The following is a 24,886-nucleotide window of genomic DNA, read 5'->3' as shown; positions in this document are numbered from 1 at the left end:
TGGAGAAAATCCAACGACACCGCCAACAGGTGATGGAGGCAATGGAGAAAATCCAACAACACCGCCAACAGGTGATGGAGGCAATGGAGAAAATCCAACAACTGTAAGTGAAAATAAAGAAGCTGAAAAAGATGAACGTGATTTACCGAAAACAGGTACAAGCGTCACTTCTACAATTGGAGCAGGACTTGCGTTTGTAGGAGCAGGTTTACTTATGTTATTTAGAAGAAAGAAAGCAAATAGATAGTAAAGTATTGTAAAAAAAAGGATTACCAATTATGGTAATCCTTTTTTTACGTATATATTATGAAACTGGTACTGCTTTTTCTTTCTTCCATGAAAGACCAAATCCAGTGAAACCAACAATAATTGTTACGACTGGACAAGCTAAACAGAAGATTGCGTATGGAACATAATCGATTGTTGGAACGCTAAGGACGTTTGTTAAGAATACGCCACTTACACCCCATGGTACGAGCGGATTAATTACTGTACCAGCATCTTCTAGTACTCGTGATAAATTACGACGTTCTAAACCGACTTCATCGTATTTGTTAGCGAATGCTTGTCCTGTTAAAACGATTGATAGGTATTGCTCGCCGAGTAAGAAGTTTACACCAATTGCAGTTGAAGCAGTAGAAATAATTAAGCGTGTACTATTTTTTACGAAGCTAGAGATGATATTCATCAGCTGCGTGATAATGCCCATTCCTTGTAGTAATCCCCCCATACAAAGAGCTAGGAAAATAAGAGCAATTGACATCATCATACTTTGTAAACCACCGCGAGATAATAAGCTATCAATATCTTTTATACCAGTTTTAGAAACGTAACCATCTTGCATAATTTTCATTAAATCAGCTAAAGAAGTACTAGGTTTAAAAATAAATAGAATGATGATCCCTACTACGATTCCAGCAAGTAATGTTGGAACTGCTGGAACCTTTTTAAATGCGAATAGGAACAGTAATAAAATCGGAATAAGTGTAACGATAGAAATCGTTGCATTTTTTTCTAACGTATTAATAAAAGTTGAGAAATCAACATCGCCTCCAGATCCACTTCCTAAAATGAAAAATGCAATAAAAGCAATAATGAAAGCTGGAACTGTCGTCCAAAGCATGTTACGAATATGTTCAAATAAATCTACACCCGTTACAGCTGGAGCTAAGTTTGTTGTATCAGATAAAGGAGACATTTTATCCCCAAAGAATGCACCAGAAATAATTGCACCAGCGATAAGAGCTGGATCGTATCCAAGAGCACTACCCATGCCCATAAAGGCAAGTCCTACAGTTGCAGCAGTTGTAAAAGCACTACCGATACTTGTTCCAACAATTGCACAAACAACAAAAACAGTTGGAACGAAAATTTTTGGAGATACAAGTTGGAAGCCGTATACCATTAAAGTTGGAATTGTTCCAGCTGCGATCCAAACACTGATTAATACGCCTACAAGTAAGAAAATAAATATAGATGGAATACCAGCTGAAATACTACTGATCATCCCTTTTTCCATAGTAGACCAAGAGATTTTTTTCATAAATCCAAACGCTAATAAAATAACGATACCGAATAAAATTGGGATATGCGGTGAAACTTCTAATTGAATAACACTAAAACCAATACAGAAAAAGATAAAAATTGTTAAAAGAACAGATTCAATTTTTGAAACCATTGTTTTCCCCTCCTAATTAATCGAAAATAGCCTTTTTTATATAAAATTCGCCAATATTATATATTTCCTTCTAAAATTTAGAATTTTTTGACAAATTACCGGTAAATTTTGACACTTCTATATGATACGGAAATGATTGGATAAAAAAACGTCCCTGCATATAATTATGCAGGGACGAAGAAATCGCGGTACCACCCTAGCTTGTGAAATGAATGTATCACAAAATAAAGGGTCGTATGGTATGCGCTAATAAAATAAAAACGCCCCTGCAATATATGCAGGGACGAAAAATTCGCGGTACCACCCTAAATTGTGAAACAGTGTCGTTTCACCACTCTTTAGACATAACGGTCTATAACCGTCTTTCACTACTCCTCACGTTTCGTAAAAGAAGCTCCAGGGGGTAATTCATAAATCGCTCTGTACTGGTTCGCACCGACCACCAGCTCTCTGAAATCAGAAAACGAAATACTACTAAATCCTATCAACGCCGATTCATATGATGTTAGTTAAATTTTTATCATATATTCGTCTTACATGTCAATAAAAATGTTCAATAATTTTTTAGGGAAATAAAGGAGAAAGGTTTTAATACTGTGAAAATGTGCGTTATAATGAATTTGAAAGGGGAGGAAAGAGTGAAGAAAAAAATAATTCTTTTTACCACCTTACTAGTCGTTGGCGGAAGTGCTGGAATTTACACAGCTTTTGCAGCTGAATCAGAGCAGTCGAAACAAAAGCAAATACAGCAGTCAGAAGTGAAGAAAGTGAAAGAAACTGAAGAGAAGAAATCGATGGAAAAAGCAGCTGCGAAACTAGGAGTTTCTACTGAGGGGAAAACAAAAGAAGAGATTGCGAAAGAAGTAGATACCGCTAGGTTTGAGCAGCGCCATGATTTATTAATTGAGCATGCTAAGCAACTTGGAATTGATACAGAAGGAAAAAAAGATGAAGAGATTATTTTAGAAATTGGGAAGATACAACATGGAAAGTAGAACAACTTATCTTATGATAAGTTGTTCTTTTTTAAGAACTATTTGATTTAAAAATAATTGACAGTCATTTAGATTTAATGTTAACTATATTTATAAACAAGTTAACATAAGGGGTGGCAATTGTGACTGTTAATAGTAATGCGACTGAAAAATCGTCTTATACATATGAAGAATTATCGAAGAAAAACAAAGCTTACGTATGGCATCCATTTACACAAATGAAAGATTATTTAGAAGAAGATCCTGTCATTATTGAACGTGGAGAGGGAAGAAAGCTATACGATGTAAATGGAAATGAATATTGGGACGGTGTTTCGTCTATTTGGTTAAATGTTCATGGGCATCAAGTACCGGAACTAGATGAGGCAATTCGTGAACAATTAAATAAAATCGCTCATTCTACTATGCTAGGACTTGCTAACGTTCCATCTATTTTATTAGCAGAAAAAATAATTGATGTTGTACCAGAAGGCTTGAAGAAAGTATTTTATTCAGACTCTGGTTCTACCGCTGTTGAAATTGCAATTAAGATGGCTTTTCAATATTGGCAGCATAAAGGAAAACCGAGAAAACAAAGATTTGTTACATTAAAAGAAGCATATCATGGTGATACAATAGGTGCTGTTTCAGTAGGAGCAATAGACTTGTTTCACCAAGTGTATAGTTCACTATTATTTGAGGCAATTAAAATGCCGTATCCATATACATATCGTTCTCCTTATGGAGATAATAAGGAACAAATTGTAAAGAAGCATTTAGAAGAAATGGAAGAATTGCTGAAAGAAAAACATGAAGAAGTAGCAGCTATCATTGTGGAGCCATTAATGCAAGGTGCTGGCGGGATGATTACAATGCCGAAAGGATATTTAAAAGGGCTTCGCGATTTATGTACAAAATACAATGTATTATTTATTACAGATGAGGTAGCGACGGGATTTGGACGTACGGGAAAAATGTTTGCATGTGAACATGAAAATGTGACCCCAGACATTTTAACTGCGGGAAAAGGTTTAACAGGTGGTTATTTACCATTGGCGATTACGGTAACGACAGATGAAATTTATAATGCCTTCTTAGGAGACTATGAAGAACAAAAAACGTTTTTCCATGGTCATAGTTATACAGGGAATCCGTTAGGGTGTGCTGTAGCAATTGCAAATTTAGAACTATATGAAAAAACTAATTTAATAGAAGATGTTGCGCATAAAACAGAATATGTAGCAAAACAATTAGAAGCACTTTATGAATATAAGCACGTAGGAGATATTCGTCAGTGCGGGCTAATGGTTGGTATTGAACTTGTTAAAAATAAGGAAACGAAAGAATCGTTTGAGTGGACAGAAAGAGTCGGCGTTCAAGTGTGTAAACGCTCAAGAGAGTTAGGTATGATTTTACGTCCACTTGGTAACACCATTGTATTTATGCCTCCTCTTGCATCTACAATGGCTGAAATTGATGAGATGTTACGCATTTTATATAAAGCAATCTCAGATGTTACGGAGGAAGAATGATGAGTGGTTTCTTTATAACAGCAACAGATACGGAAGTTGGAAAAACTGTAGTGGCAGGGGCCTTAGCAGGTATATTTCGAGAGCGTGGGTATAATGTTGGTGTATATAAACCGTTGCAAAGTGGACATGTTTCGTCAAATCCAGATGGAGATGCAGCAAGATTAAAAGCGTTATCGGGCGTAAGGACAAAAGAAGATAAAATTTGTCCGTATTCTATTGAAGAACCACTCGCTCCGAGACTGGCTATGAAAAGGGCTGGAAGGACGGTAATGTTAAAAGAGATTACTGCTCATTATAATGAACTACTAAAAGAGTTTAATAGCCTATTGGTAGAAGGAGCTGGTGGGCTTGCCGTCCCATATACAGAAGACGCTTTAGTGATTGATTTTGCAAAAGAATTAGAGCTCCCTCTTATTGTAGTAGCGCGTCCGACACTAGGGACAGTTAATCATACTGTCTTAACAATTTCTTATGCAAAGGCACACGGTTTAACAGTAGCAGGTGTAATTTTGTCTGGCTGTAAAGAATGTGAAAAAGAAAGAGTGCAAGAAAACAAAGAAATGATTGAGGAGTTAAGTGGAGTACCTGTTTTAGGTTTATTACCATTCCTTGAAGGTGAGTTTACAAGGGAAGAATTATTAGAATCGGCAAAAGAACATATTATGATCTCAAAATTAGAGGAGTCCATCCAAAATGAATCAAACGTGGCGCGTGCACCTTCACTCTAAAATAGAACAATTAAAAGAGAAAGGGCAGTATCGTAATTTGCATGTAACAGAGAAAGCGGAAGAGACATGGCTTATTCGAAATAAGAAAAGGATGCTAAATTTAGCATCAAATAATTATTTAGGGTTAGCTGGAGATGAAAGGTTGAAAGAAGCTGCTATTGTCTGCACAAAAAAATATGGAACTGGAGCGACTGCCTCTCGTCTCGTTGTAGGAAATTATCCACTGTATGAAGAGGTTGAGAGAAGTATATGTGATTGGAAAGGTACTGAAAAAGCTTTAATTGTAAATAGCGGATATACCGCGAATGTTGGGGCAATTTCCTCGTTAGTTGGTCGTCACGATATTGTTTTTAGTGACAAATTAAATCACGCAAGTATCGTTGATGGGATAACGTTGAGCGGAGCAGAACATAAAAGGTATCGTCATAATGATTTAGAACATTTAGAGAAAATGTTACGTATGACATCATCAGCAAAAAGAAAGTTAATTGTTACAGATACTGTTTTTAGCATGGATGGTGATACCGCGAATTTACAAGCTTTAGTACAGCTGAAAGAAAGATATGGGGCACTTCTAATGGTGGATGAAGCGCACGCGAGTGGAATATTTGGAAAAGATGGTGCCGGATTATCCCATATTGAAAAAGACATTGCAAATAAAATTGATATACATATGGGGACGTTTAGTAAAGCACTAGGATGTTATGGTGCCTACTTGACAGGTAATTCAACTTGTATAGAGTATTTGCAAAATATGATGAGGGGCTTTATTTTTACTACTGCGTTACCGCCAGGGACATTAGGAGCGATAAAGAAGGCAATTGAAATAGTAAAAGAAGATAACGAAAGAAGAGAGAGACTCATAGAAAATGGTGCATACTTCAGGACTCATTTACGAGAAGCAGGTTTTGATATTGGAGATAGTTCAACGCATATAGTTCCAATTATAGTCGGTTCAAATGAAAATGCTATGCGCTTTAGTAGAGAATTGCAAGAGATAGGTATTGCAGCAATTGCAATTCGCCCACCAACTGTTCCGGTTGGTAGTTCTCGAATTCGCTTTGCAGTTACGTCACAACATACAAGAGCCGATTTAAAGTGGGCAACGCAGCATATTATTCGCATTGGTAAAGAAGAGGGGTTTTTAGTATGAAAGAGCTGAAGATTATTTTTATTCCTGGATGGGGAATGGAAGAAGAGGTTTGGACTTTAGTTCTGCCGTATTTTAAAGGATATTCTGTTCAATGTGTAGAGTGGCGTAATGTGAAAGAAAGTAGTGAATTTGCGGGACGTATTATAGATGCAGCAAATGATGAAAATGTGATTTTAGTTGGGTGGTCATTAGGAGCACTAGCAGCTATCCAATCTTATAAAAAGATTAAGGCAAAAGGTATAGTTTTAATAGGTGGTACTGCTAAATTTGCAATTACTAACGACTATACAAGTGGGTGGAATGCTTCATTTGTAGAACGTATGAAAAAGAATTTAGTAAGGCAGAAAGAAAGTACGCTACAGCGCTTCTATGAAAATATGTTTACGAAAAATGAGTTAAAAGAGAATAAGAATTTTGAAGAGATTACAATGCGATTTAAAGGCGACTCGATTCAGTCTTTGCAATTAGGTTTAGATTATTTAATAGAAACAGATATGAGAAATGAATTAATAGATATGAAAGTCCCATTGTTACTTCTCCATGGAGAGCAGGATGTAATATGTCCATTGTCTGCAGCCCATAGTATGGCGAATAATACGAATGCCAATCTAAAAGTAGTAAGCGGTGCTGGGCATGCATTATGTGTAATGAATTTTGAATATTGTGCAAATGAAATTATTCAATTTGTAGAGGGGATACGACATGATCAACAAAACGTTACTGCAAAAACGGTTTAACGGGGCGGCCGTATCTTACGATCAATATGCAAATGTACAAAAGAAGATGGCACATTCGTTACTTTCTATATTGAAAGAACGGTATAGTGAAGCATCATCGATACGTATTTTAGAACTTGGATGTGGAACTGGATATGTAACAGAGCAATTATCAAATTCATTTCCGAAAGCACATATTACAGCTGTTGATTTTGCTGATGAGATGATTGCAGTGGCGAAGGCTAGGAAACAAGTGGAGAATGTTGCATTTAGATGTGAAGATATTGAGAAATTAAAATTAGAAGATTCATATGATGTCATTATTTCAAACGCTACATTTCAATGGCTAAATGATTTAAAAGCGACAGTGAAAGATTTATTTAACCATTTGTCTGAAGAGGGAATATTATTATTTTCGACGTTTGGTAATACGACTTTCCAAGAATTACATACGTCTTTCCAACGTGCTAAGAAAGAAAAGGGGATACACAATTGTGCTTCAATTGGACAACGCTTCATTTCGAAAGAACAGTTAGTAAATATATGTGAAATGCCATTAGGAAATGTACATGTTTCTGAAACATGTTACATAGAAAAATTTACAGAAGTTAGGGAGTTTCTACATTCTATTCGAAAAGTAGGAGCGACCAATAGTAATGAAGAGTCGTATTGTCAAAGTCCTTCACTCTTTCGTGCGATGCTTCGAATATACGAAAGAGACTTCACGGAAAAAGAAGTGATAGTAGCAACATATCATGCTTTATTTACGTATATAACAAAAGAGGGGGAGAGATGAAATGAAACAAGTACAAACAAAAATAGATTGGAAAAAAATTGCATCTGAAGTAGTAGGGGGCAGACACATCACGAAAGAGGAAGCAAGAGCGATTTTAGAAGCTGATGATACAGAAGTTTTAGAAATTATGAATGCAGCTTACATCATTCGTCATCATCACTTTGGAAAGAAAGTAAAGCTGAATATGATTATTAATACGAAATCTGGATTATGTCCTGAAGATTGCGGGTATTGTTCACAGTCTATTATTTCAGAAGCACCGATTGATAAATATGCATGGTTAACACAAGAGAAAATTGTTGAAGGAGCGCACGAAGCGATTCGTCGTAAAGCAGGTACATATTGTATTGTTGCATCTGGTCGTCGTCCGACGGATAAAGAAGTAAATCACGTTATTGGAGCAGTTAAGGAAATTCGTGAAACGACAGATTTGAAAATTTGCTGTTGTTTAGGATTTTTAAATGAAGATCAAGCAGGTCAGTTAGCAGAAGCTGGTGTGCATCGTTATAACCACAACTTAAATACGCATGCTAACAATTATGATAGCATTTGTTCAACGCATACGTATGACGATCGTGTTGATACAGTTCAAAAAGCGAAGCAAGCTGGTATTTCTCCATGCTCTGGGGCAATTTTCGGAATGGGAGAAACGATTGAACAGCGTGCTGAAATTGCATTTGAATTACAACGTTTAGATGCAGATTCTATTCCATGTAATTTCCTTGTTGCTGTAAAGGGTACTCCGCTTGAAGGACAAAAGGAATTAACACCTGTAGAATGTTTAAAAGTGCTGGCAATGATGCGTTTTGTAAATCCAACAAAAGAAATTCGTATTTCAGGTGGCCGAGAACTTAATTTACGTTCTGTACAGCCAATGGGTTTATTTGCAGCAAACTCTATTTTTGTCGGGGATTATTTAACAACAGCAGGACAAGAGCCGACTGCGGACTGGGGTATGATTGAAGATTTAGGATTTGAGATTGAAGAATGTGCACTATAAGATAGATGAAAAGCAAACTCTTTAAAGGGTTTGCTTTTTGTAAATAAAATGTAATAAATAGCCATTAACGCTTGATACTATTGGTTTTTGATCGAGAAAAAGAATTTTTGTGGACGAATTTTCCAAGCCCAAATTGTACATAGTAAAAATGTAATTCATATTGGGTTGGAGGATTTTACATGCACAAATATATATTAGCTATTATGACTTGTCTTATTTTAATAAAAGCGATAAGTGCTGATCCGGTTAAGGCGGCTGAAAATCCTGAACAAAAAGAAATGCAACAAAGAATTGAACAACATTTTCGAACGAAAGCTGAACATTTTGGACTTGAAACAGAAGGAAAAGATTTAAAAGAAGTACGAAAAGAAATTACTATTATAGAAGAAGCGAAAAAAAGAGAGAATGTGTGGAGAACAGCACAAACTCTTCGTATAAAAACAGAAGGAAAAACGATGGATGAATTAATAGTGGATGTACGAAAAAAGGTGGAAAAATAAAAAAAGAGGCCGCAGCCTCTTTTTTTTTATGCCCATTGTTTTGATAAATGAGCCATTTCAATCGCAGCAACTGCTGATTCATATCCTTTATTACCAGCTTTTGTACCTGCACGTTCAATCGCTTGTTCGATTGTTTCTGTCGTTAATACACCGAAAATAACTGGAATGTCCGTTTGTAGTGATAAAGACGCAACGCCTTTTGCGACTTCATTACAAACGTAATCGTAATGCGTTGTAGCACCACGGATTACTGTACCTAATGTAATAACGGCATCATATTTTCCGCTATTGGCCATCTTTTTAGCGATTAAAGGAATTTCAAATGCGCCAGGAACCCATGCAACATCAATGTCATTCTCTTCTACACCGTGACGCTTTAATCCATCTAAAGCTCCGCCAAGTAACTTGCTTGTAATAAATTCATTAAAACGTCCAACAACAACCCCAACTTTTAATCCTGTACCAACTAAATGACCTTCGAATACCATAATTTATCTCTCCCTTAATTATAAGTTTAGTAAATGTCCTAATTTGTTTACTTTCGTTTGTAAATACGTTTTATTTTCTTCTTTTGTTGGCATTTGCAGCGGTACACGCTCGGTTACTTCTAAATCGTAACCTTGTAAGCCAGCAATTTTTCGTGGATTATTCGTTAATAATCGTAAACTTTGTAATCCTAAATCTTTTAAAATTTGAGCGCCAATACCGTAATCACGAAGATCAGCTGGGAACCCAAGTTTTTCATTTGCTTCTACAGTATCTAACCCTTCTTCTTGTAACTTATAAGCACGCAGCTTATTAAGAAGACCAATACCTCGTCCTTCTTGTCTCATATAGAGGAGAACACCTTTACCTTCACGCTCAATTTGAGCAAGTGCAGCATGTAGCTGTGGTCCGCAATCACAACGGCACGAACCGAATACATCGCCTGTTAAGCATTCTGAATGAACGCGTACAAGTACAGGTTCGCCTGTTGAAATATCACCTTTTACGAGTGCAATATGTTCTTTCGTATCTAATGAATTAGAATAGCCAATTGCATGAAAAGTACCGAATTCTGTAGGTAATGTAATTTCCACTTCTCTTGTAACAAGTGTTTCATGATGACGGCGATAAGCAATTAAATCTTCAATTGTAATCATTTTTATATCAAATTGTTTTGCACACTGCATTAAATCAGGTACACGTGCCATCGTCCCATCTTCATTTATAATCTCGCAAATGACTCCAGCTGGCTCAGCCCCGCATAGTTTTGCTAAATCAACAGCAGCTTCTGTATGACCTGCACGGCGAAGGACACCACCTTCTTTCGCAATTAATGGGAAGATATGTCCAGGACGGTTAAAATCATTTCCTTTAGATGCGGGATTTAATAATTCCTGTATTGTTGTAGCACGCTCATGAGCACTAATGCCTGTTGTTGTAGAAACGTGATCGATACTTACTGTAAACGCAGTATGATGCGAATCTGTATTATGAGAAACCATTGGCTCTAATTGTAGACGCTCTGCGTATTGCTCTGTAATCGGTACGCAAACGAGACCACGGCCGTGTGTAATCATAAAATTAATCGTTTCTGGTGTAATGTACTCTGCTAAAGCAATAAAGTCGCCTTCATTTTCTCGGTTTTCATCATCACATACGATAACGACTTTTCCTTGTTTTAAATCTTCTAGAGCCTCTTCAATACGATGAAACATTGTGCTTCCCCCTTATAGAAATCCGTTTTCTTGTAAAAAGTTTTCGGTCATTGAGTCTGTTCTTTTTACGGGCTTTGAAATAAAGCGTTCAATATATTTACCAATCATGTCACACTCAATGTTTACGATGTCCCCGGCTTTTTTTTCTCCGATGACAGATTCGCTTACGGTGTGTGGGATGAGTGAGATTGTAATTGAAGATTCGTCTATATCAAATATTGTTAAACTAGTGCCATCAACAGCAACGGATCCTTTATGCAAACAATAGCGTAGTAATTCATCAGAAATTGCTATTTTGTAATAGTTGGCATTGTAATGTTGTTTTTTAGTTAAAATCGTACCGATGCCATCGATATGTCCGGTGACGAAATGTCCACCGAATCGTCCGTTTGCAGCCATTGCCCGTTCTAAATTCACTTTAGCACTTGGCTTTAGCATACGAAGTGATGTTGCTTTCATCGTTTCAGGCATTGCATCGACAGTGAATGAAGTAGTCGTAAAATTAGTTACGGTTAAGCAAGTCCCGTTAACCGCGATACTATCACCTAACTTAACATCTGATAAAATTTGATTTGCGTTAATAGTTAGCTTCATTGCTTCCCCGCTTTGAGTCATGCTTGATATCGTTCCTAACTCTTCTACAATTCCTGTAAACATTCCGTCACCTCGCTTTTTAAGGTTGCAACAATTTTTATATCATTACCAATTTGCTTCATCTCTTGAATTGTTAAGGAAAGTGCATCTTGCAACTTTGAAAAACCAGCTCCGCCAAATAAAGTGGGTGCATCTTTTCCACCAATTAATTTCGGGCTTATATAGGTCACGATTTCATTAAAACTATTTGTTTTTAAGAAGCTTGCATGTACCGCTTGACCACCTTCAACAAATAGAGAAAGGATTTGTTTCTCACCGAGTAGGGATAGGACATCTTGTATTTCAATTTGCTTCGTTTTCATTTGGAATATAGTTATATTTTCAGATTCATAAGAAGCTATTTTCTCTTTATTTACATCCTTACCGACAATAATCCATGTCGGAGCTAAGCCATCTGTTATGACATGAGAAGATGGCGGCGTTCTTAAGTGGGTATCTAAAATAACGCGTATAGGATGTTTACCTCCGTTTGGAATTCTTGTCGTTAAATGTGGATTATCAGTTATAACAGTATTCACACCGACAAGAATCACATCATGAGTATGACGATACTGATGAACGTCTGCACGTGCTTTTTCTCCTGTAATCCACTTACTTTCCCCCGTTACAGTCGCTGTTTTTCCATCTAAGCTCATTGCTGTTTTTATTGTTACAAATGGCCGTTTCGTTTTCATATAGTGAAAAAAGTATCGATTTAATAAAGTTGCTTCCGCTTCAAGAACACCAGTAGTTACCTTTATCCCAGCTTTTTCCAATCTCCTTGTTCCATTACCAGAAACGAGTGGATTGCAATCAAGGGTAGCAATTACAACCCGCTGGACTCCTTTTTCAATGAGTAATTCACAGCAAGGTGGTGTTTTTCCAAAATGGCTACACGGTTCAAGTGTTACATAAACGGTAGCACCTTTTGCTTTTTCACCAGCCATATGAAGTGCATGAACTTCAGCATGTTCTTCACCAGCACGCAAGTGAGCTCCTATTCCTATGATGTTTCCATCTTTTACAACAACAGCACCAACCATAGGATTTGGACTTGTCTGTCCGGAGGTACCTTGTGCTAACTGCAAGGCAATCCTCATATATTCTTGATCTGTCATTCTCTTCACCTCTCCTGAAAAAATCAAAAAACCCCAAGGATTTTATATCCTTGGGGTTTGGGAGACGTGATTTCTAGAAATATAGTTCGAATACGAAAGTATAGGAAAGAAACCTAACGATGACTGATATTTTGGCATAAGGAAAAAACCTAGCAAAATATCGAATTTTTCAAACGCTAGTCGTATCTTTTTATTTCAGTATAGAAACATAAGTATACAAAATAAAACATATATAAAGATTCAAAATGAACCTTTAAAAATATGCATACTGAAATAAAAGTGTATTCGCTATATATAATTACTAGAAAACATATCCTTCTCCCATCCAGACTATACTGTCGGCCCTAGAGTTTCACTAGATCCACCGTTTTCGAGTTGAAAACGGGTCACGGACTTAGAAGCTTACGCTTCATCACCGCCGGTTGGGAATTTCACCCGACCCCGAAGGATGTTGTTTGCTCACATTATAGCACAAAAAAGAAAAAAGCATAGTAAAAAACATTCGAATGTGAAGAATTGTTTGAAAATAGATGTAGGTCTGAAGGGAGATAAACGTAATAGAAATGTTGTAAGGGAAAGGGCTATACAGGAGTTGATCAAAAGAAAAAACATGCACAAAAAAATGTGCATGTTACGTCCAAAATTACTCTGCCTCTGGTGCTCTAACAACAGATTCGAATTTTCCCTTATGCGAAGCATCGCAATAAGGCATATTTTTTGATAGACCACAACGACATAAAGAAAATGCCGGTTTTGCTGGGAATACATTCCCTTGTGAATCGACTAATTCCACGTCCCCTGTAACGCGAAAAGAGCCATTATCATTTACTTTAATTTGTACTTTTGCCAACGTTATCCCTCCTTTCTAAACGCTTAATCTCATCATATAATTAGGGAGAGTACTTGACAATATAAAAAGAGCACTTTGTTTGAGAGAGAAGAGAGTGTTATAATAGTTTTTATAACTGACTAGAGTAAGGTGACGAAAGATGGATAAAAAATTACGAACACTACAAAATATTGCAAATGAGCGCACATGGGCATCATTTTTGAATGATAATCATCCATATAGTTTACTTCATTGGTCAATCGCAGGTGTAGGACAAGAACCGAAAGATGTTTGGTTACTTCAAGATGAGGTGACTTTTCAAACGACGGAATTCCCAACGCTAGATGAGGCAGTAAAGTGGATTTCTGAAAATATGGAACAAGTTACAGACGTTTTAGCGCAGTAAAAAAACAGGCTTATGCAAGCCTGTTTTTTGTTTCTTTTACATATGTGTTTAAAAATTGATCGATGGCATCTTCGTACTCTTCTTTATTTTCATTATAAGAGCAAGCGTGTGCACCATGTTCTGCAATATAAAGCTGTTTATTATTTTCTTTCGCTTCATAAAGTGATTTCGTCATATCAGATAAAATATAGTCATCATCTTTACTATGAATAAAGAGAACAGGATTGTTAATATTTTTTATACAATCAATTGGTGAAACTTCACGAATTGTATAGCCATCACGAACTTTTAAAAAGGCATTTGCTAAAGGTAATAAAGGCCATTTTGGTAAATGAAACTCAACTTTCAAACGATGTTGTAACTGTCCATAAAAATCAGAGAAAGGACAATCAGCAATATAAAAATCAGCACCATCTTCTACAAGTCCTGCATATTGAAGAAGAGTTGCAGCACCCATAGATTCACCATGAATTCCGAGTGTAATATTCGTTCCGAAACGATCTTTTAGCCAGTCAACTACTGACTTTAAATCATGTTTTTCATAATAGCCATAGCTTGTTGTTTTACCACCGGTTTTACCATGGCGGCGATGATCATAAATAAATACGTTATATCCTCTATTTAAAAATAAGTTTGCATATTTAACGGAATTCATTTTATTTACGGTCACACCGTGGCAAAAAATCATAAATTTATTGGAATGACCAGCTGGCATGTAATATCCGTGAAGTTCGTATCCGAATTGAGAAGGGATGTGAACCTCTTCTTTTTGAATAGCCTTAAAATCGTCCAAATGAAAATGCTTTTTCGTTTCGCGTTCTAAAACTTCTTCCTCTGTTTTTTTCTTCAAGTACATAACTTTATTTGTAAAGAAAATCCCAATCGCAGTTAGTGCACCTAGTATAGTAAACAATGCTGTAAAAAAACGTTTCATACTTTACCTCATCCTCCAAATACCTCTACATGTGATACACTAACATTGTATCACAATGATGTGAAAAGGGGAGAAATCGTATATGGTTCATATACAAAAAATTACACCAGAAATGAAAGAAGCAATTCAGGATTTTATGTGTGAAAACTGGGGAAGCTCAATGATGGTCTCTCGAGGCAGAGTACATCAATTAGAAGAATTACCCGGTTTTGTTGCACTTAGAAATAACAGAATAGTGGGAATTCTGACATATAAAGTGATAGAAAACATGTGTGAAATTGTATCGTTAAATAGTTTTGAGGAAGGGAAGGGGATTGGTACAAAACTGGTGGATTGTGTGTTGCAAGTGGCAAAAGAGAACGAATGTAAAAAAGTGTGGCTCATTACGACGAATGATAATATGAACGCACTTCGTTTTTATCAAAAACGTAACTTCATGATGACGAACTTATATATTGATGCGGTAAAGGAAGCACGAAAAATAAAGAAAGAAATTCCGTTTATTGGTTATGATAATATCGCGATTTCACATGAAATTCAGCTGGAGTATATTTTATGAGTAGAGTGGAAGTTGTGTAACAATTTTCAGAAATATAAAACAATAACCTTGACGAATGTTATATTTTGGTTTAGTTTAAAATTGTAATCTATTACCATATTAAGGGGTGACGATGTGGCAACTATACGTGATGTTGCAAAATTGGCCGGTGTTTCAGTCGCAACCGTTTCAAGAGTCATTAACGAAAAAGGATATGTCCATGAAGATACGGTGAAACAAGTAAAAAAAGCAATTGAAGAATTACATTATAGACCGAATGCTACAGCAAAGCCTTTATTTAAACAGCCTTCAACGATGATTGCATTACTTGTAGATAATTTGCATAATCCATCATACATCACTTTGCTCCGTTTCGTTGAGGAAATAGCATATAAAGAAGGGTATCAAGTAATAGTTTGTAATATAGAAAATAAGAATAGATACATAGATATGTTGGAGCAAAATAACATTGCAGGCGTTATAATGACGAAATCTGTTTTTCGAAGTATAGGAGAAATCTCACTTCCTTTCACTGTGCTTGAAGAACGACAATCTCTTATGAGCTATTATGAAAGTGGACAGAAAGCTGTTTCTTTATTAAAAGAGAAAGGCTGCCAGTTTCTTGCCTATATCGGTGAGGGAGTAGAGAGTGAAGAAATGGAAGAGCATGTGGCAGGATTTCTAGATACTGCTTGGAAAGAAGGACTTTCTTATCGAGAGGAAATTGTACAAGGGTATACGAATCAACAGTTTCTTGAATTGTTACAAAAGCATCCATACATAGATGGGGTTGTAGCTTCAAGTGACAAGGTCGCTATTGAGCTAATCAGGGCGGCGAAAACTCTTAATATTCATATACCAGGTAAGTTGCAAATCATTGGATTTAACGGGAGTGTAGAGGGTGAATGGATAAGTCCAGCATTAACGACGATTGGAAGTTATATCGAAGAAAATGGGGAAATAGCTTTTCAGCAGTTAATAGGAAAAATAAAGAAGAAACAAGTGGGACAAGAAGAAGTGGAAACAGAATTTAGATGCATTGAGAGAGAAACAACAAAGTAAAAGGTGCGTTTTTAAAACGCACCTTTTATAGTGTAATTGCGGCAATAAAGCCGAATATAAGTAACGGTATATTATAGTGAAGAAAAGTTGGAACGCACGTATCCCATATATGATGGTGCTGACCATCAGCATTTAAACCGGACGTTGGTCCAAGTGTACTATCGGATGCTGGAGAACCTGCATCACCTAGTGCACCAGCTGTACCGATAATTGCGATTGTAGCCATGGGACTAAATCCGAGCTGGACGCATAACGGTACGAAAATTGTTGTTAAGATTGGGATGGTTGAAAAGGAAGAACCAATTCCCATCGTAACGAGAAGTCCAATAATGAGCATAAGAAATGCAGCAAGCGGTTTATTATTTCCGATTATATGTGCACTCGTTTGCACAAGAGATTCAACATGTCCAGTTTTTCGAAGAACAGCGCCAAATCCAGCGGCAGAAATCATAACAAATCCGATAAAGGACATCATACGCATTCCACTCGTTAAAATAGCATCGGCTTCTTTAAGAGGGAGACTACCGCTAACTGATAAGAAGATAATACCTGCTAAAGCACCAAAAATCATTGATTCTGTTGCTAATTGCACAGTTAATGTAGCAATTATTGATAATAAACCAAAAGTAATGCTTCTTTTCGTATAGGGAACGATTTCATTCTGTGCAGCATGAATTTGTTCTGTTTCATATGTACGTGGTTTTCGGTATGTAATGAAAACCGCTACACATAATCCGATAATCATACCGATTGCTGGAATAGTCATCGCTTTTGGAATAAGTGCGACATCAAATGTAAGACCGCTTTGCGCAGCATTTGTTTGCAATACGTCATGATAAATTTTTCCGAATCCTGCTGGGACCCACATGTAAGGGGTAATTAACCCAAATGTAATAAGACATGTTACAAGCCTACGATCCACCCTCAGCTCATTTAATACTTTTAAAAGTGCGGGAATTAAGATTGGGATGAAGGCGATATGAACAGGGATAATATTTTGTGAGAAACAAGCCATTGTTAAAATGATAAATAATATAAGTATTTTAGAATAGACTTGTTTTTTCGTGTCTTGTTCGTTGCCAATCCATTTTAAAGCTGATTGGATCATTGCATCAGGAAGTCCTGTTTTTGAAAGGGAAATAGCAAATCCACCGAGCATTGCGTAGCTTAATGCGATAGGAGCACTGTTCCCAAGACCAGCTGTAAAAGTACTAATTGTTTCTGAAATACCGAGTCCGCCGATAAGTCCGCCTGTTAAAGCTCCAACGATAATGGCGACAATGACTTGGACACGTAACAAACTAAGCAGTAGCATGACTGTTACTGCGATGAGTACAGCGTTCATAATAAATGTAATCTCCCTAATTTTTATTCTGTTAAGGCAAGCAAGTGTTTGCAGTGACATATACTTGCGACATATCATTATAAAATGTTTTTTATGAAATGTAAAAGCGCCTTTTGTTATTAATGTTGAAAAGATAGTTCTTGTTTAATTGATTGTAAAGATTTAGCGAATAACTCAGGCTCTTCTAAATCTGGAGAATGTGCCGAGTTTGGAAACCAAATCATCTTTTTAATAGGAGCTTGAATGATATCGCAATATTGTTGAACGAGTGCATAAGGAGTTTGATAATCATAGCGACCAGAACAAAAATAAACAGGAACAGATAAACTTGAAATAGATGAAAAGAAATCGATTGTCAGCATCTCTTCCCATAAAACTCCGGATTTTAAATTTCCTGCGAGAAATTTGAACCAATCTAATAGCGTATATTCAGGAGAAAAGAAGCCTTTTCGTATGAAAGAAAAGGAAGATCCATTTTGGATTGCTCCTCCGAATGTACCAAGCCACTTTCTTTGAATAATGAGGCGTCTCGTATCTAAAAAGGGTGGTTTCCCTAATTTTAAAAGAGAAGCTAATGCCTTTTTATGGTCATGTTTTTTGGCAGAGCTAATTAAATGTTGATATAGTAATTCTTCATTTTGCTTCATATGTACGATTTGACCGATGCCGATGTATGCTTCTATATATTCGGGACATTGATTAGCGATTTGTAGTCCGATAATACTCCCCCAAGAATGACCAGCAAGAAATAATTTTTGCTTATTAAAGCGTTTGAGAAGATATTGAATAACCTCTTTTGCATCTGAAACAAATTGATCAATCGTAAAGTTTGTTTGGATATCCCGCCATAAAAAGGATTTACCTGCCCCTCGCTGATCCCAATTAATAACGATAAAGTGCTTTTCTAACTCTTTTTGAAAATGGCGAATAAAGCCGATTTGTGCCATACCAGGACCGCCATGACAGCATAATAAAATAGGCTGTTCCACGTTTTGTCCGCGTATAAGGAGAGATTGTTTCCGGTCATTAATCATAACGCTTTCTATCGTAGCGATACTGTTAGGGATTAATTGCTTCTTTTCGTTATAAAACCGAGGGGTATGGCTACGAAAAAGCATATGTAAACCTCCTTTTCTTAAATGGTATGAATCGCACAGGCTCTTTCTTTTGCATATACTACTAGAAAATCATTGTATCATAACATACTGGTTAGATTTCAAGCTTAGGCGATTAAGAGAGGAGGGAGAATGTGACGATTGGAGAAATTATTGATTCTTTAAATAGACGCGAATCAATCGCTATTATAGCGAAACGGCTCGAAATGAGCCCATATACATTATCAAAGAAATTAAGGGTGATTGGATATGAATATGATGGAGAGCAGAAAAAACGTATCTTTATAGGTGATGGTGAAGAGCCACGTCATTTGCAAATCCAAGAAGCTACTGCCCTTCAATATGCAAAAACAGACTATCAATTATTAATTTATGAACAATTACAAAGCATTTATGAATTGCTAAGAAAAAGAGAAGAAGTAAGCGCTCCAATTATAAGTAGGAGCACAGAGAAAAAGAAACGAACCTTTTCGATTAATACAGAAGTATTAGCAAGACTAGATGTTATATCGGAATCGAAAGGGATTCAAAAGTCTAAAATTGTAGAAGAAGCCCTACAGGAATTTTTGCAACGGTATGATGTTAATCATGAAACGTATCCAGAGAAATAAAAGAAAGGATACTATGTTCCATATAAGAGCGTGTATCCTTTATTTCATTTCATTTCATTTTTTGTTTTGTTTCGAAAAGTAATATAGGAACCAAACGGCATGATTTTGTTCATCAGCTGCTGCGCGCCGAAATGTTTCTTTCACTTGTTGATTTGTCGCTTCGTCTGCAATTTCTAAGTAAAAATCAACTGTTCGTTGCTCATCTTGTATAGCGAATTCTAATCCGTTCAAATAAAGAGTTGGACATTCTTCAGTGATTTGTGGCTGAGGGTTTTTACCAGTTAAAAGGGTGTAGATTTGTACAAATTGGTGAAAATGTTTTATTTCATCTTGCCGAATTTCAAGGATTTGATTTCGTTCATTTATGTCTGGAGCTAAATTAGCTAATTTAGCATAACAATGAATGGCGTTATATTCTCCGTTAATTGCTTTCTCAATACTACGAATGAGTTTGTCGTTTTGTCGAGATAATGTATCGTCATTGTTTGGATAGAAATACATACAAACCCTCCTATTATGGTTTTCTATATACTACGAGGAAACAAGGGGCTATGTGCTTATCCTTTACTGCACTAGAAGAATGTCAATACGTATGACTCTAAAAGAAGAAGCTCCTTGCATATAAAAGGAGCTTCTTCTTTCGAGTGTCACGCACTAGTTTGAATAGTATTTAGTTGATTTTTTGAATACGGCCATCAATAATCGGCTGAATTGGTTCTTTCACTTGTTTTACATAATCGACTAATGCTTCAAAATCGTTTGGACCAGTTTCAGCATTTTTTCCATTTTTAAAGGATACGAATCCATCACCGCCAGAAGCTAGGAAAGCATTTGCAACTACGCTATACGTTTTAGAGGAAACTAATTCTTCACCATTTGTTAAACGGATATTAGTAACCTTTTCGCCATTCGGTTTATTTGCATCCCAAGTGTATTGAATACCTGAAATTTGAAGCATTCTCGTTGCGCCTTTTTGCCATTGTTGATTTAATATATCACTAATATCTTGACCTGTTAAATCTACTTTAATTAATTGGTTTCCGAAAGGCTGAATGCCGTATAATTCGCCCCAAGTAATATCTCCAGCGTCTAGATCATTACGAATTCCACCAGGATTCATAAGAGCGATTTGTGCCTGCATTGTTTGGTGCTGTGCATCGGCAATTAAATTTCCAAGAGTAGACTCACCAGCATCGTTTTGTTTACGGTCGATAGGTGCTGTAGATTTTCCGACAACTTCATTTACAAGCGGTGCAATTTTTTCTTTATATTGATCTAACTTTTGTTTTACTTGTTTATCAGGTTCTACACCTTCATGGTACGTTGTAATAACTTCAGCTTTTTTCTTCACAATATCTTTTGTTTTTCTATCAATTGTTACATCTACGTCTGAGAAAGCCATTCCGTAAGAGTTCGCTTGTACGATGAGTTTATTATTTACAGTACCGTTTACGTACGTATGACTATGCCCGCCGAAAATAACATCAACTTCGGGATCTGTTGCATTTGCAATGCGGGTAAGGTCACCGTTTGTTACACCAGTGTCATCAGTTGTACCTCCGACATGCGCGAGGACTACGATAGATTTAACACCGAGACGTTTTAATTGCTGAGTAGATTTATTAATAGCCTCTACTTCATCAGTAATTTGTACATTCTTTAGCATAGTTGGCATAACGACATTCGGTGTATCCGTTGTAACAACTCCAATGAACCCTACAGGAACTCCATCTACCATTTTTACAGTAAATGGTGGTAAAAATAAGCGGCCAGTTGATTTGTTATAGAAGTTTGCAGCGACATAAGGGAAGTTTGCTCCTTTGAAATTCCCTGTTTTTTCATGATATCCACCGTAAATGAGGCGTTGCATTTCATCGATGCCTTCATCAAATTCATGATTTCCAATTGTACCAACATCAAACTTTAAGTCATTTAAAAATTCAATAGTCGGTTCGTCCTGTAATAAAGCAGAAACTGGTGGGCTAGCTCCGACAATATCTCCAGCATGTACAAGAAGTGTATTAGGATTTTGTTTTTTACGTTCTTTTAAATAAGTAGCTAAGTAATCAGCTCCCCCAGCTTCTTTATTGTTAATTTTTTTTACAGTATCTAGTTGTCCATGGAAATCATTAATACCAAGCATTTGTACGTCTATGTATCGGTTTTGTTCAGCAGGAGTCTGAGATGGAGGAGCGGCGAATACGCTTGAAAAAGTAAGGGTGCTTAAAACAGCAACAGCAGGAATGATTTTTTTCCACATAATTAATTTCTCCTTTTTTTATAATCTGACATCATACGACATAATTTTAATAGATTAATAGGATTATAGCTACAATAAAATTTAGTTTTTTCGAAAAATTTACATATTTATAAAAGTTAAATGATAGAAATGATGAAAGTAATGTGCCTTTTTTATTGTCGATTTCATTGTGTATCCTCTATAATGGAGGAAAAAGCAAAAGGTGGGCAGCATGAAGAAAAAGAAGCAAAGACAAACACAAAGACAATCTCAAATGAATCAACCAGAGAAAGAATCGCTTACACTAGGTGATCAATTGAATGATTCGCTCATGCAACAATTAAAGAATAAGAAAAAAGAGTTGCAAGTGAGAGAAGAGAAAAAAGAGGCAGCAGAGCAAGAAAGAAAGCGTAAGGAACAAAAAGAACGTGAAAAGAATAAATCATTTGAAGAACTCTTAAGTGAAAGTAGCCTTACTTGGAAAGACTTTAAATAATAAAAAGATGATCAGTGAAATGCCGCTGATCATTTTTTTGACGAGTTTGTAAGAAAAGGGGAGTTAGAATGAGGAAAATTGTAGTCGTTTCGTACGAAAATCATTGGAGTGAGAAATTCCAAATGGAAGCCGAAAGATTAAAAGTGGCGATGCCAGAAACGGTGGAAATTCATCATATTGGTAGTACATCAGTGCCAGGACTTGCGGCTAAGCCTATCATTGATATGATAATGGAAGTAGATAGTATTGAAAGAGTTGATCATTGGAACAAACACTTTGACGAGCTTGGTTATATTGTGAAAGGTGAAAATGGTATTTCAGGTCGTCGTTTTTTTATTCATGGAACTGAGGAGAAACGCTCGTATCACTTGCACGTATTTGAAAAAGGGAATCCTGAGATTACAAGGCATTTATCGTTTCGTGATTACATGATGGCTCATTGTGAAGAAGCAGAGGCGTATGCGACTTTAAAGAAAGAACTAGCGGAAAAATATACATATGATGGCACGATGTATACGGAAGGAAAAAATGAGTTTGTACGTAATGTTGATGAAAAGGCGAAAGAATGGATAGAAAATAACGTGAATGGCTGAGTTCACGTTATTTTTTTAAAAGGTGTATAAAATTATTATGTAAACTGTACGTATGTTTTGACTTTTTGGATGAATCTTGTTGAAATAAAGTGGTGGTTTATAAAAAATGTAAGGATGAAAGGGAGAACGACTGTGTATATTCCAACAACTACACTTCATAACGGCGTGAAAATGCCGATGATTGGTTTAGGCGTTTATAAAGCGAAAGAAGGCGACGAAGTAAAACAAGCAGTAAAAACAGCGTTAGAAGTTGGATACCGTTCGATTGATACAGCGACTGTATATGAAAATGAAAGCGGTGTCGGAGAGGCGATTCGTGAATCAGGAATCTCGCGAGAAGACTTGTTTATTACAACGAAAGTTTGGAACGATGACCAAGGGTACAAGGAGACTCTTCGGGCGTTTGAAAAAAGTTTAAAGAAATTACAAATGGACTATGTAGATTTATATTTAATCCATTGGCCGATCAGAGGGAAGTATGTTGATACATACCGTGCTCTAGAAAAGCTATATGAAGAAGGTAAAGTGCGTGCCATTGTTGTTTCTAATTTTCATAAACATCACTTAGAACTGTTATTACCAAATTGCAAAGTGAAGCCGATGGTAAACCAAGTTGAACTTCATCCAATGTTAGCGCAATTTGAATTGCGTGATTTCTGTCAAGGTGAGCAAATTCAAATGGAAGCGTGGAGTCCTTTAATGAGAGGCGGCGAAGTATTCCAGCATCCAATTATTCAGGCTATTTCTAAAAAATATGAAAAGTCACCTGCACAAGTTATATTAAGGTGGGATATTCAAAGTGGGATTGTGACTATTCCTAAATCTGTTACGCCATCTCGTATTAAAGAGAACTTTACTATTTTTGATTTCTCATTAACTGAAGAAGAGATGGATCAAATTAATACGTTAAATCGTAATTTACATGTAGGAACGAATCCTGATAAATATGATACGTTATAAAAACGCTATCTGTACGGTTATAGAAAGTGGTGGGAAAGTTGCCCGAACGCTACAAATCAATTAATTTTAGTTCGAAATAAGAAAAATAATAATCGTTTATTCTCAGTAGATAAACATAACGTTAAATCAGTTCATAAAACAACTTCTCATCTATATAAAGATCAATACAAAGAAGGTGTCTCCAAAAGGTCATTTTTAATGAGCTTTTGGGACACCTTCTTTTTTAACTTGATGGCTATGACCTGTACGATAACGTTTTTTTAACGATGTAATGTATATGTATCAAATTTAACAATTTGCTGAAGTTGTGTATATTCTTCTTTTGTTAAAGACGTTTGTTCCCCAGCATGTATATTTGCTTGCAACTGTTGAATAGAGCTTGCACCAGGTATAACAGATGCAACAGCTTCATTATGTAAGCAGTATTGAATGGCCGATCCAGTTAAAGATTTTTCTCCTATAATTTCTTTTACACTCGCGAGTGTTGTATGTAATTCATCATAAGAATAGGAGAGGTAATCTTTTTCCTTTACTCTTTCTATCTTGCTTGCATTGTTGTTAGTTAAAATGCCTTTCGCAAGTGGTCCGCGTGCGATGACACTAATTTGATGTTCATTAAGCGCCTGGAACCATTCTTCAGGACGACGATTTAAAAGGCTGTACTCCATTAATACACTAACGATATTTGAACGTTTTGCATACTCACGAATGACATTTGGACGTATAGAAGAGATACCATAATGACGAATAATACCTTCTTTTTTCAATTCTTCAAAGGCTTCAATTGTTTCATCTATAGCATCTTCAGTCGTCCCGCCATGCAGTTGATATAAATCGATATAATCTGTTTGAAGTCTTCGTAAACTCTCTTTTACTTCGGCCTTTATATAAGTTTTAGAAGGATCCCAAGACCAACCGTTTTTTTCTTCTGTCCATCGATTTCCAACCTTTGTTGTAAGAACAATTTGGTCGCGTTTTCCTTTCAGGGCTTTTCCAACAAATTCTTCATTTAATCCATAATCGTATAAGTCCGCTGTATCAAAAAAGTTAATTCCTAAATCGATTGCCTCATCGATAATACGCATAGCTTCAGCCTCAGATGTACCGAGAGACATACAGCCAAATCCGATTTCCGTAACATATAAATCTGAGTTTCCTAATTGACGTTTTTTCATAGGTCAACCTCCTTATCTTTATTGTACGAAAGGGGAAGGAGGTTGACAAACGTTT

General features: G+C 36.3%; 28 protein-coding genes, 1 riboswitch and 1 other annotated feature. Of the genes, 16 read left to right on the top strand and 12 right to left on the bottom strand.

Annotation, left to right across the window (positions count from 1 at the left end):
- Window positions 1–247, top strand: a 247-nt coding sequence (locus MR071_RS18180; RefSeq protein ID WP_242237346.1) for an LPXTG cell wall anchor domain-containing protein, incomplete at its 5' end; no start/stop codon positions are given.
- Between the two features lie 57 nt (window positions 248–304).
- Here MR071_RS18180 and nhaC read toward each other — a convergent pair.
- Window positions 305–1,678: a Na+/H+ antiporter NhaC gene (gene nhaC, locus MR071_RS18175; protein WP_242237343.1), complete on the bottom strand. Its 1,374-nt coding sequence runs from the start codon at window positions 1,676–1,678 to the stop codon at window positions 305–307.
- A 276-nt stretch (window positions 1,679–1,954) separates the two neighbouring features.
- Window positions 1,955–2,175: a binding site (T-box leader), on the bottom strand.
- A gap of 141 nt (window positions 2,176–2,316) precedes the next feature.
- On the opposite strand from nhaC, the gene MR071_RS18170 reads away from it, so the two are divergent.
- The 8 genes from MR071_RS18170 (at window position 2,317) to MR071_RS18135 (ending at window position 9,077) form a co-directional block, all read left to right on the top strand.
- Entirely contained in the window at window positions 2,317–2,673 is a 357-nt protein-coding gene (locus MR071_RS18170; RefSeq protein ID WP_142395757.1) for a hypothetical protein, read from the top strand.
- A 122-nt stretch (window positions 2,674–2,795) separates the two neighbouring features.
- On the top strand, window positions 2,796–4,184 hold the full coding sequence (gene bioA / locus MR071_RS18165) for an adenosylmethionine--8-amino-7-oxononanoate transaminase (RefSeq protein ID WP_105584595.1): 1,389 nt from the start codon (window positions 2,796–2,798) through the stop codon (window positions 4,182–4,184).
- Entirely contained in the window at window positions 4,184–4,912 is a 729-nt protein-coding gene (gene bioD / locus MR071_RS18160; protein WP_242237335.1) for a dethiobiotin synthase, read from the top strand. The genes bioA and bioD overlap by 1 nt, the downstream gene beginning before the upstream one ends.
- Entirely contained in the window at window positions 4,878–6,065 is a 1,188-nt protein-coding gene (gene bioF, locus MR071_RS18155) for an 8-amino-7-oxononanoate synthase (RefSeq protein WP_105584597.1), read from the top strand. The genes bioD and bioF overlap by 35 nt, the downstream gene beginning before the upstream one ends.
- Window positions 6,062–6,802: an alpha/beta fold hydrolase gene (locus MR071_RS18150; RefSeq protein ID WP_105584598.1), complete on the top strand. Its 741-nt coding sequence runs from the start codon at window positions 6,062–6,064 to the stop codon at window positions 6,800–6,802. Before bioF ends, MR071_RS18150 begins: the two co-directional genes overlap by 4 nt.
- Window positions 6,768–7,577 (top strand): malonyl-ACP O-methyltransferase BioC, encoded by an 810-nt coding sequence (gene bioC / locus MR071_RS18145; RefSeq protein WP_105584599.1) that lies wholly within the window; start codon window positions 6,768–6,770, stop codon window positions 7,575–7,577. Before MR071_RS18150 ends, bioC begins: the two co-directional genes overlap by 35 nt.
- Before the next feature lies 1 nt (window position 7,578).
- Window positions 7,579–8,577, top strand: a complete 999-nt coding sequence (gene bioB, locus MR071_RS18140; protein WP_105584600.1) for a biotin synthase — start codon at window positions 7,579–7,581, stop codon at window positions 8,575–8,577.
- Window positions 8,578–8,756: 179 nt separating this feature from the next.
- A complete protein-coding gene (locus MR071_RS18135; protein WP_242237333.1) occupies window positions 8,757–9,077 on the top strand; it encodes a hypothetical protein in 321 nt (106 codons plus the stop codon).
- 26 nt (window positions 9,078–9,103) lie between these two features.
- On the opposite strand, the gene ribH is transcribed toward MR071_RS18135, so the two are convergent.
- From ribH to MR071_RS18110, 5 genes are all read right to left on the bottom strand, one after another.
- The gene (ribH, locus tag MR071_RS18130; protein ID WP_000230892.1) at window positions 9,104–9,565 is read right to left on the bottom strand and encodes a 6,7-dimethyl-8-ribityllumazine synthase; all 462 of its coding nucleotides are present in this window, start codon (window positions 9,563–9,565) and stop codon (window positions 9,104–9,106) included.
- An 18-nt stretch (window positions 9,566–9,583) separates the two neighbouring features.
- Window positions 9,584–10,777 (bottom strand): bifunctional 3,4-dihydroxy-2-butanone 4-phosphate synthase/GTP cyclohydrolase II, encoded by a 1,194-nt coding sequence (gene ribBA, locus MR071_RS18125; protein WP_105584602.1) that lies wholly within the window; start codon window positions 10,775–10,777, stop codon window positions 9,584–9,586.
- A gap of 12 nt (window positions 10,778–10,789) precedes the next feature.
- Window positions 10,790–11,434 (bottom strand): riboflavin synthase, encoded by a 645-nt coding sequence (ribE, locus tag MR071_RS18120; protein ID WP_105584603.1) that lies wholly within the window; start codon window positions 11,432–11,434, stop codon window positions 10,790–10,792.
- A complete protein-coding gene (gene ribD, locus MR071_RS18115) occupies window positions 11,416–12,528 on the bottom strand; it encodes a bifunctional diaminohydroxyphosphoribosylaminopyrimidine deaminase/5-amino-6-(5-phosphoribosylamino)uracil reductase RibD (protein ID WP_242237330.1) in 1,113 nt (370 codons plus the stop codon). The genes ribE and ribD overlap by 19 nt, the downstream gene beginning before the upstream one ends.
- A gap of 309 nt (window positions 12,529–12,837) precedes the next feature.
- A riboswitch (FMN riboswitch) is annotated at window positions 12,838–12,981 on the bottom strand.
- 190 nt (window positions 12,982–13,171) lie between these two features.
- Window positions 13,172–13,378 carry a CDGSH iron-sulfur domain-containing protein gene (locus tag MR071_RS18110; RefSeq protein ID WP_001151582.1) on the bottom strand — a complete coding sequence of 69 codons (207 nt, stop codon included), beginning with the start codon at window positions 13,376–13,378 and terminating at the stop codon, window positions 13,172–13,174.
- A gap of 139 nt (window positions 13,379–13,517) precedes the next feature.
- Between MR071_RS18110 and MR071_RS18105 the strand changes: the two genes are divergently transcribed.
- Window positions 13,518–13,763 (top strand): DUF2552 family protein, encoded by a 246-nt coding sequence (locus tag MR071_RS18105; RefSeq protein WP_098776611.1) that lies wholly within the window; start codon window positions 13,518–13,520, stop codon window positions 13,761–13,763.
- 10 nt (window positions 13,764–13,773) lie between these two features.
- On the opposite strand, the gene MR071_RS18100 is transcribed toward MR071_RS18105, so the two are convergent.
- A complete protein-coding gene (locus MR071_RS18100; RefSeq protein ID WP_002014993.1) occupies window positions 13,774–14,697 on the bottom strand; it encodes an alpha/beta hydrolase in 924 nt (307 codons plus the stop codon).
- A gap of 82 nt (window positions 14,698–14,779) precedes the next feature.
- On the opposite strand from MR071_RS18100, the gene MR071_RS18095 reads away from it, so the two are divergent.
- Window positions 14,780–15,256, top strand: coding sequence for a GNAT family N-acetyltransferase (locus tag MR071_RS18095; RefSeq protein ID WP_242237326.1), 477 nt, complete (start codon window positions 14,780–14,782; stop codon window positions 15,254–15,256).
- Between the two features lie 114 nt (window positions 15,257–15,370).
- A complete protein-coding gene (locus MR071_RS18090; protein WP_105584607.1) occupies window positions 15,371–16,297 on the top strand; it encodes a LacI family DNA-binding transcriptional regulator in 927 nt (308 codons plus the stop codon).
- 25 nt (window positions 16,298–16,322) lie between these two features.
- On the opposite strand, the gene MR071_RS18085 is transcribed toward MR071_RS18090, so the two are convergent.
- Complete coding sequence (locus MR071_RS18085; RefSeq protein ID WP_242237324.1) at window positions 16,323–17,642, bottom strand: Na+/H+ antiporter family protein; 1,320 nt, start codon at window positions 17,640–17,642, stop codon at window positions 16,323–16,325.
- A 119-nt stretch (window positions 17,643–17,761) separates the two neighbouring features.
- A complete protein-coding gene (locus MR071_RS18080; RefSeq protein WP_105584609.1) occupies window positions 17,762–18,760 on the bottom strand; it encodes an alpha/beta fold hydrolase in 999 nt (332 codons plus the stop codon).
- A gap of 131 nt (window positions 18,761–18,891) precedes the next feature.
- On the opposite strand from MR071_RS18080, the gene MR071_RS18075 reads away from it, so the two are divergent.
- The gene (locus MR071_RS18075; RefSeq protein WP_242237321.1) at window positions 18,892–19,368 is read left to right on the top strand and encodes a ribbon-helix-helix domain-containing protein; all 477 of its coding nucleotides are present in this window, start codon (window positions 18,892–18,894) and stop codon (window positions 19,366–19,368) included.
- A gap of 54 nt (window positions 19,369–19,422) precedes the next feature.
- On the opposite strand, the gene MR071_RS18070 is transcribed toward MR071_RS18075, so the two are convergent.
- Entirely contained in the window at window positions 19,423–19,869 is a 447-nt protein-coding gene (locus tag MR071_RS18070; protein ID WP_105584611.1) for a ferritin-like domain-containing protein, read from the bottom strand.
- 169 nt (window positions 19,870–20,038) lie between these two features.
- On the bottom strand, window positions 20,039–21,628 hold the full coding sequence (locus tag MR071_RS18065; RefSeq protein WP_242237318.1) for a bifunctional metallophosphatase/5'-nucleotidase: 1,590 nt from the start codon (window positions 21,626–21,628) through the stop codon (window positions 20,039–20,041).
- A 211-nt stretch (window positions 21,629–21,839) separates the two neighbouring features.
- On the opposite strand from MR071_RS18065, the gene MR071_RS18060 reads away from it, so the two are divergent.
- From MR071_RS18060 to MR071_RS18050, 3 genes are all read left to right on the top strand, one after another.
- Window positions 21,840–22,103 carry a YqkE family protein gene (locus MR071_RS18060; protein WP_105584613.1) on the top strand — a complete coding sequence of 88 codons (264 nt, stop codon included), beginning with the start codon at window positions 21,840–21,842 and terminating at the stop codon, window positions 22,101–22,103.
- A 68-nt stretch (window positions 22,104–22,171) separates the two neighbouring features.
- Window positions 22,172–22,696: a GrpB family protein gene (locus tag MR071_RS18055; protein WP_105584614.1), complete on the top strand. Its 525-nt coding sequence runs from the start codon at window positions 22,172–22,174 to the stop codon at window positions 22,694–22,696.
- 132 nt (window positions 22,697–22,828) lie between these two features.
- Window positions 22,829–23,656, top strand: a complete 828-nt coding sequence (locus tag MR071_RS18050) for an aldo/keto reductase (protein WP_242237315.1) — start codon at window positions 22,829–22,831, stop codon at window positions 23,654–23,656.
- A 260-nt stretch (window positions 23,657–23,916) separates the two neighbouring features.
- Here the strand turns inward: MR071_RS18050 and MR071_RS18045 are convergent, their stop codons facing one another.
- Window positions 23,917–24,831, bottom strand: coding sequence for an aldo/keto reductase (locus MR071_RS18045; RefSeq protein ID WP_105584616.1), 915 nt, complete (start codon window positions 24,829–24,831; stop codon window positions 23,917–23,919).
- Window positions 24,832–24,886: the final 55 nt, after the last annotated feature.

The organism is Bacillus cereus group sp. BfR-BA-01316 (assembly GCF_022664195.1).
Classification (GTDB): Bacteria; Bacillota; Bacilli; order Bacillales; family Bacillaceae_G; genus Bacillus_A.
Note: the sequence above shows the minus strand (reverse complement) of the source record. Positions and strands in the feature narration are given on the sequence as shown.

Coding starts and splice junctions, on each gene's coding strand:
- MR071_RS18085 (WP_242237324.1), bottom strand. CDS start 17,642: ATGAACGCTGTACTCATCGCAGTAACAGTCATGCTACTGCTTAGTTTG.
- MR071_RS18070 (WP_105584611.1), bottom strand. CDS start 19,869: ATGTATTTCTATCCAAACAATGACGATACATTATCTCGACAAAACGAC.
- MR071_RS18065 (WP_242237318.1), bottom strand. CDS start 21,628: ATGTGGAAAAAAATCATTCCTGCTGTTGCTGTTTTAAGCACCCTTACT.
- ribBA (WP_105584602.1), bottom strand. CDS start 10,777: ATGTTTCATCGTATTGAAGAGGCTCTAGAAGATTTAAAACAAGGAAAA.
- MR071_RS18135 (WP_242237333.1), top strand. CDS start 8,757: ATGCACAAATATATATTAGCTATTATGACTTGTCTTATTTTAATAAAA.
- MR071_RS18045 (WP_105584616.1), bottom strand. CDS start 24,831: ATGAAAAAACGTCAATTAGGAAACTCAGATTTATATGTTACGGAAATC.
- MR071_RS18055 (WP_105584614.1), top strand. CDS start 22,172: ATGAGGAAAATTGTAGTCGTTTCGTACGAAAATCATTGGAGTGAGAAA.
- MR071_RS18080 (WP_105584609.1), bottom strand. CDS start 18,760: ATGCTTTTTCGTAGCCATACCCCTCGGTTTTATAACGAAAAGAAGCAA.
- nhaC (WP_242237343.1), bottom strand. CDS start 1,678: ATGGTTTCAAAAATTGAATCTGTTCTTTTAACAATTTTTATCTTTTTC.
- bioB (WP_105584600.1), top strand. CDS start 7,579: ATGAAACAAGTACAAACAAAAATAGATTGGAAAAAAATTGCATCTGAA.
- bioC (WP_105584599.1), top strand. CDS start 6,768: ATGATCAACAAAACGTTACTGCAAAAACGGTTTAACGGGGCGGCCGTA.
- MR071_RS18095 (WP_242237326.1), top strand. CDS start 14,780: ATGGTTCATATACAAAAAATTACACCAGAAATGAAAGAAGCAATTCAG.
- MR071_RS18105 (WP_098776611.1), top strand. CDS start 13,518: ATGGATAAAAAATTACGAACACTACAAAATATTGCAAATGAGCGCACA.
- MR071_RS18150 (WP_105584598.1), top strand. CDS start 6,062: ATGAAAGAGCTGAAGATTATTTTTATTCCTGGATGGGGAATGGAAGAA.
- bioF (WP_105584597.1), top strand. CDS start 4,878: ATGAATCAAACGTGGCGCGTGCACCTTCACTCTAAAATAGAACAATTA.
- MR071_RS18100 (WP_002014993.1), bottom strand. CDS start 14,697: ATGAAACGTTTTTTTACAGCATTGTTTACTATACTAGGTGCACTAACT.
- ribD (WP_242237330.1), bottom strand. CDS start 12,528: ATGACAGATCAAGAATATATGAGGATTGCCTTGCAGTTAGCACAAGGT.
- ribH (WP_000230892.1), bottom strand. CDS start 9,565: ATGGTATTCGAAGGTCATTTAGTTGGTACAGGATTAAAAGTTGGGGTT.
- MR071_RS18060 (WP_105584613.1), top strand. CDS start 21,840: ATGAAGAAAAAGAAGCAAAGACAAACACAAAGACAATCTCAAATGAAT.
- ribE (WP_105584603.1), bottom strand. CDS start 11,434: ATGTTTACAGGAATTGTAGAAGAGTTAGGAACGATATCAAGCATGACT.
- bioD (WP_242237335.1), top strand. CDS start 4,184: ATGAGTGGTTTCTTTATAACAGCAACAGATACGGAAGTTGGAAAAACT.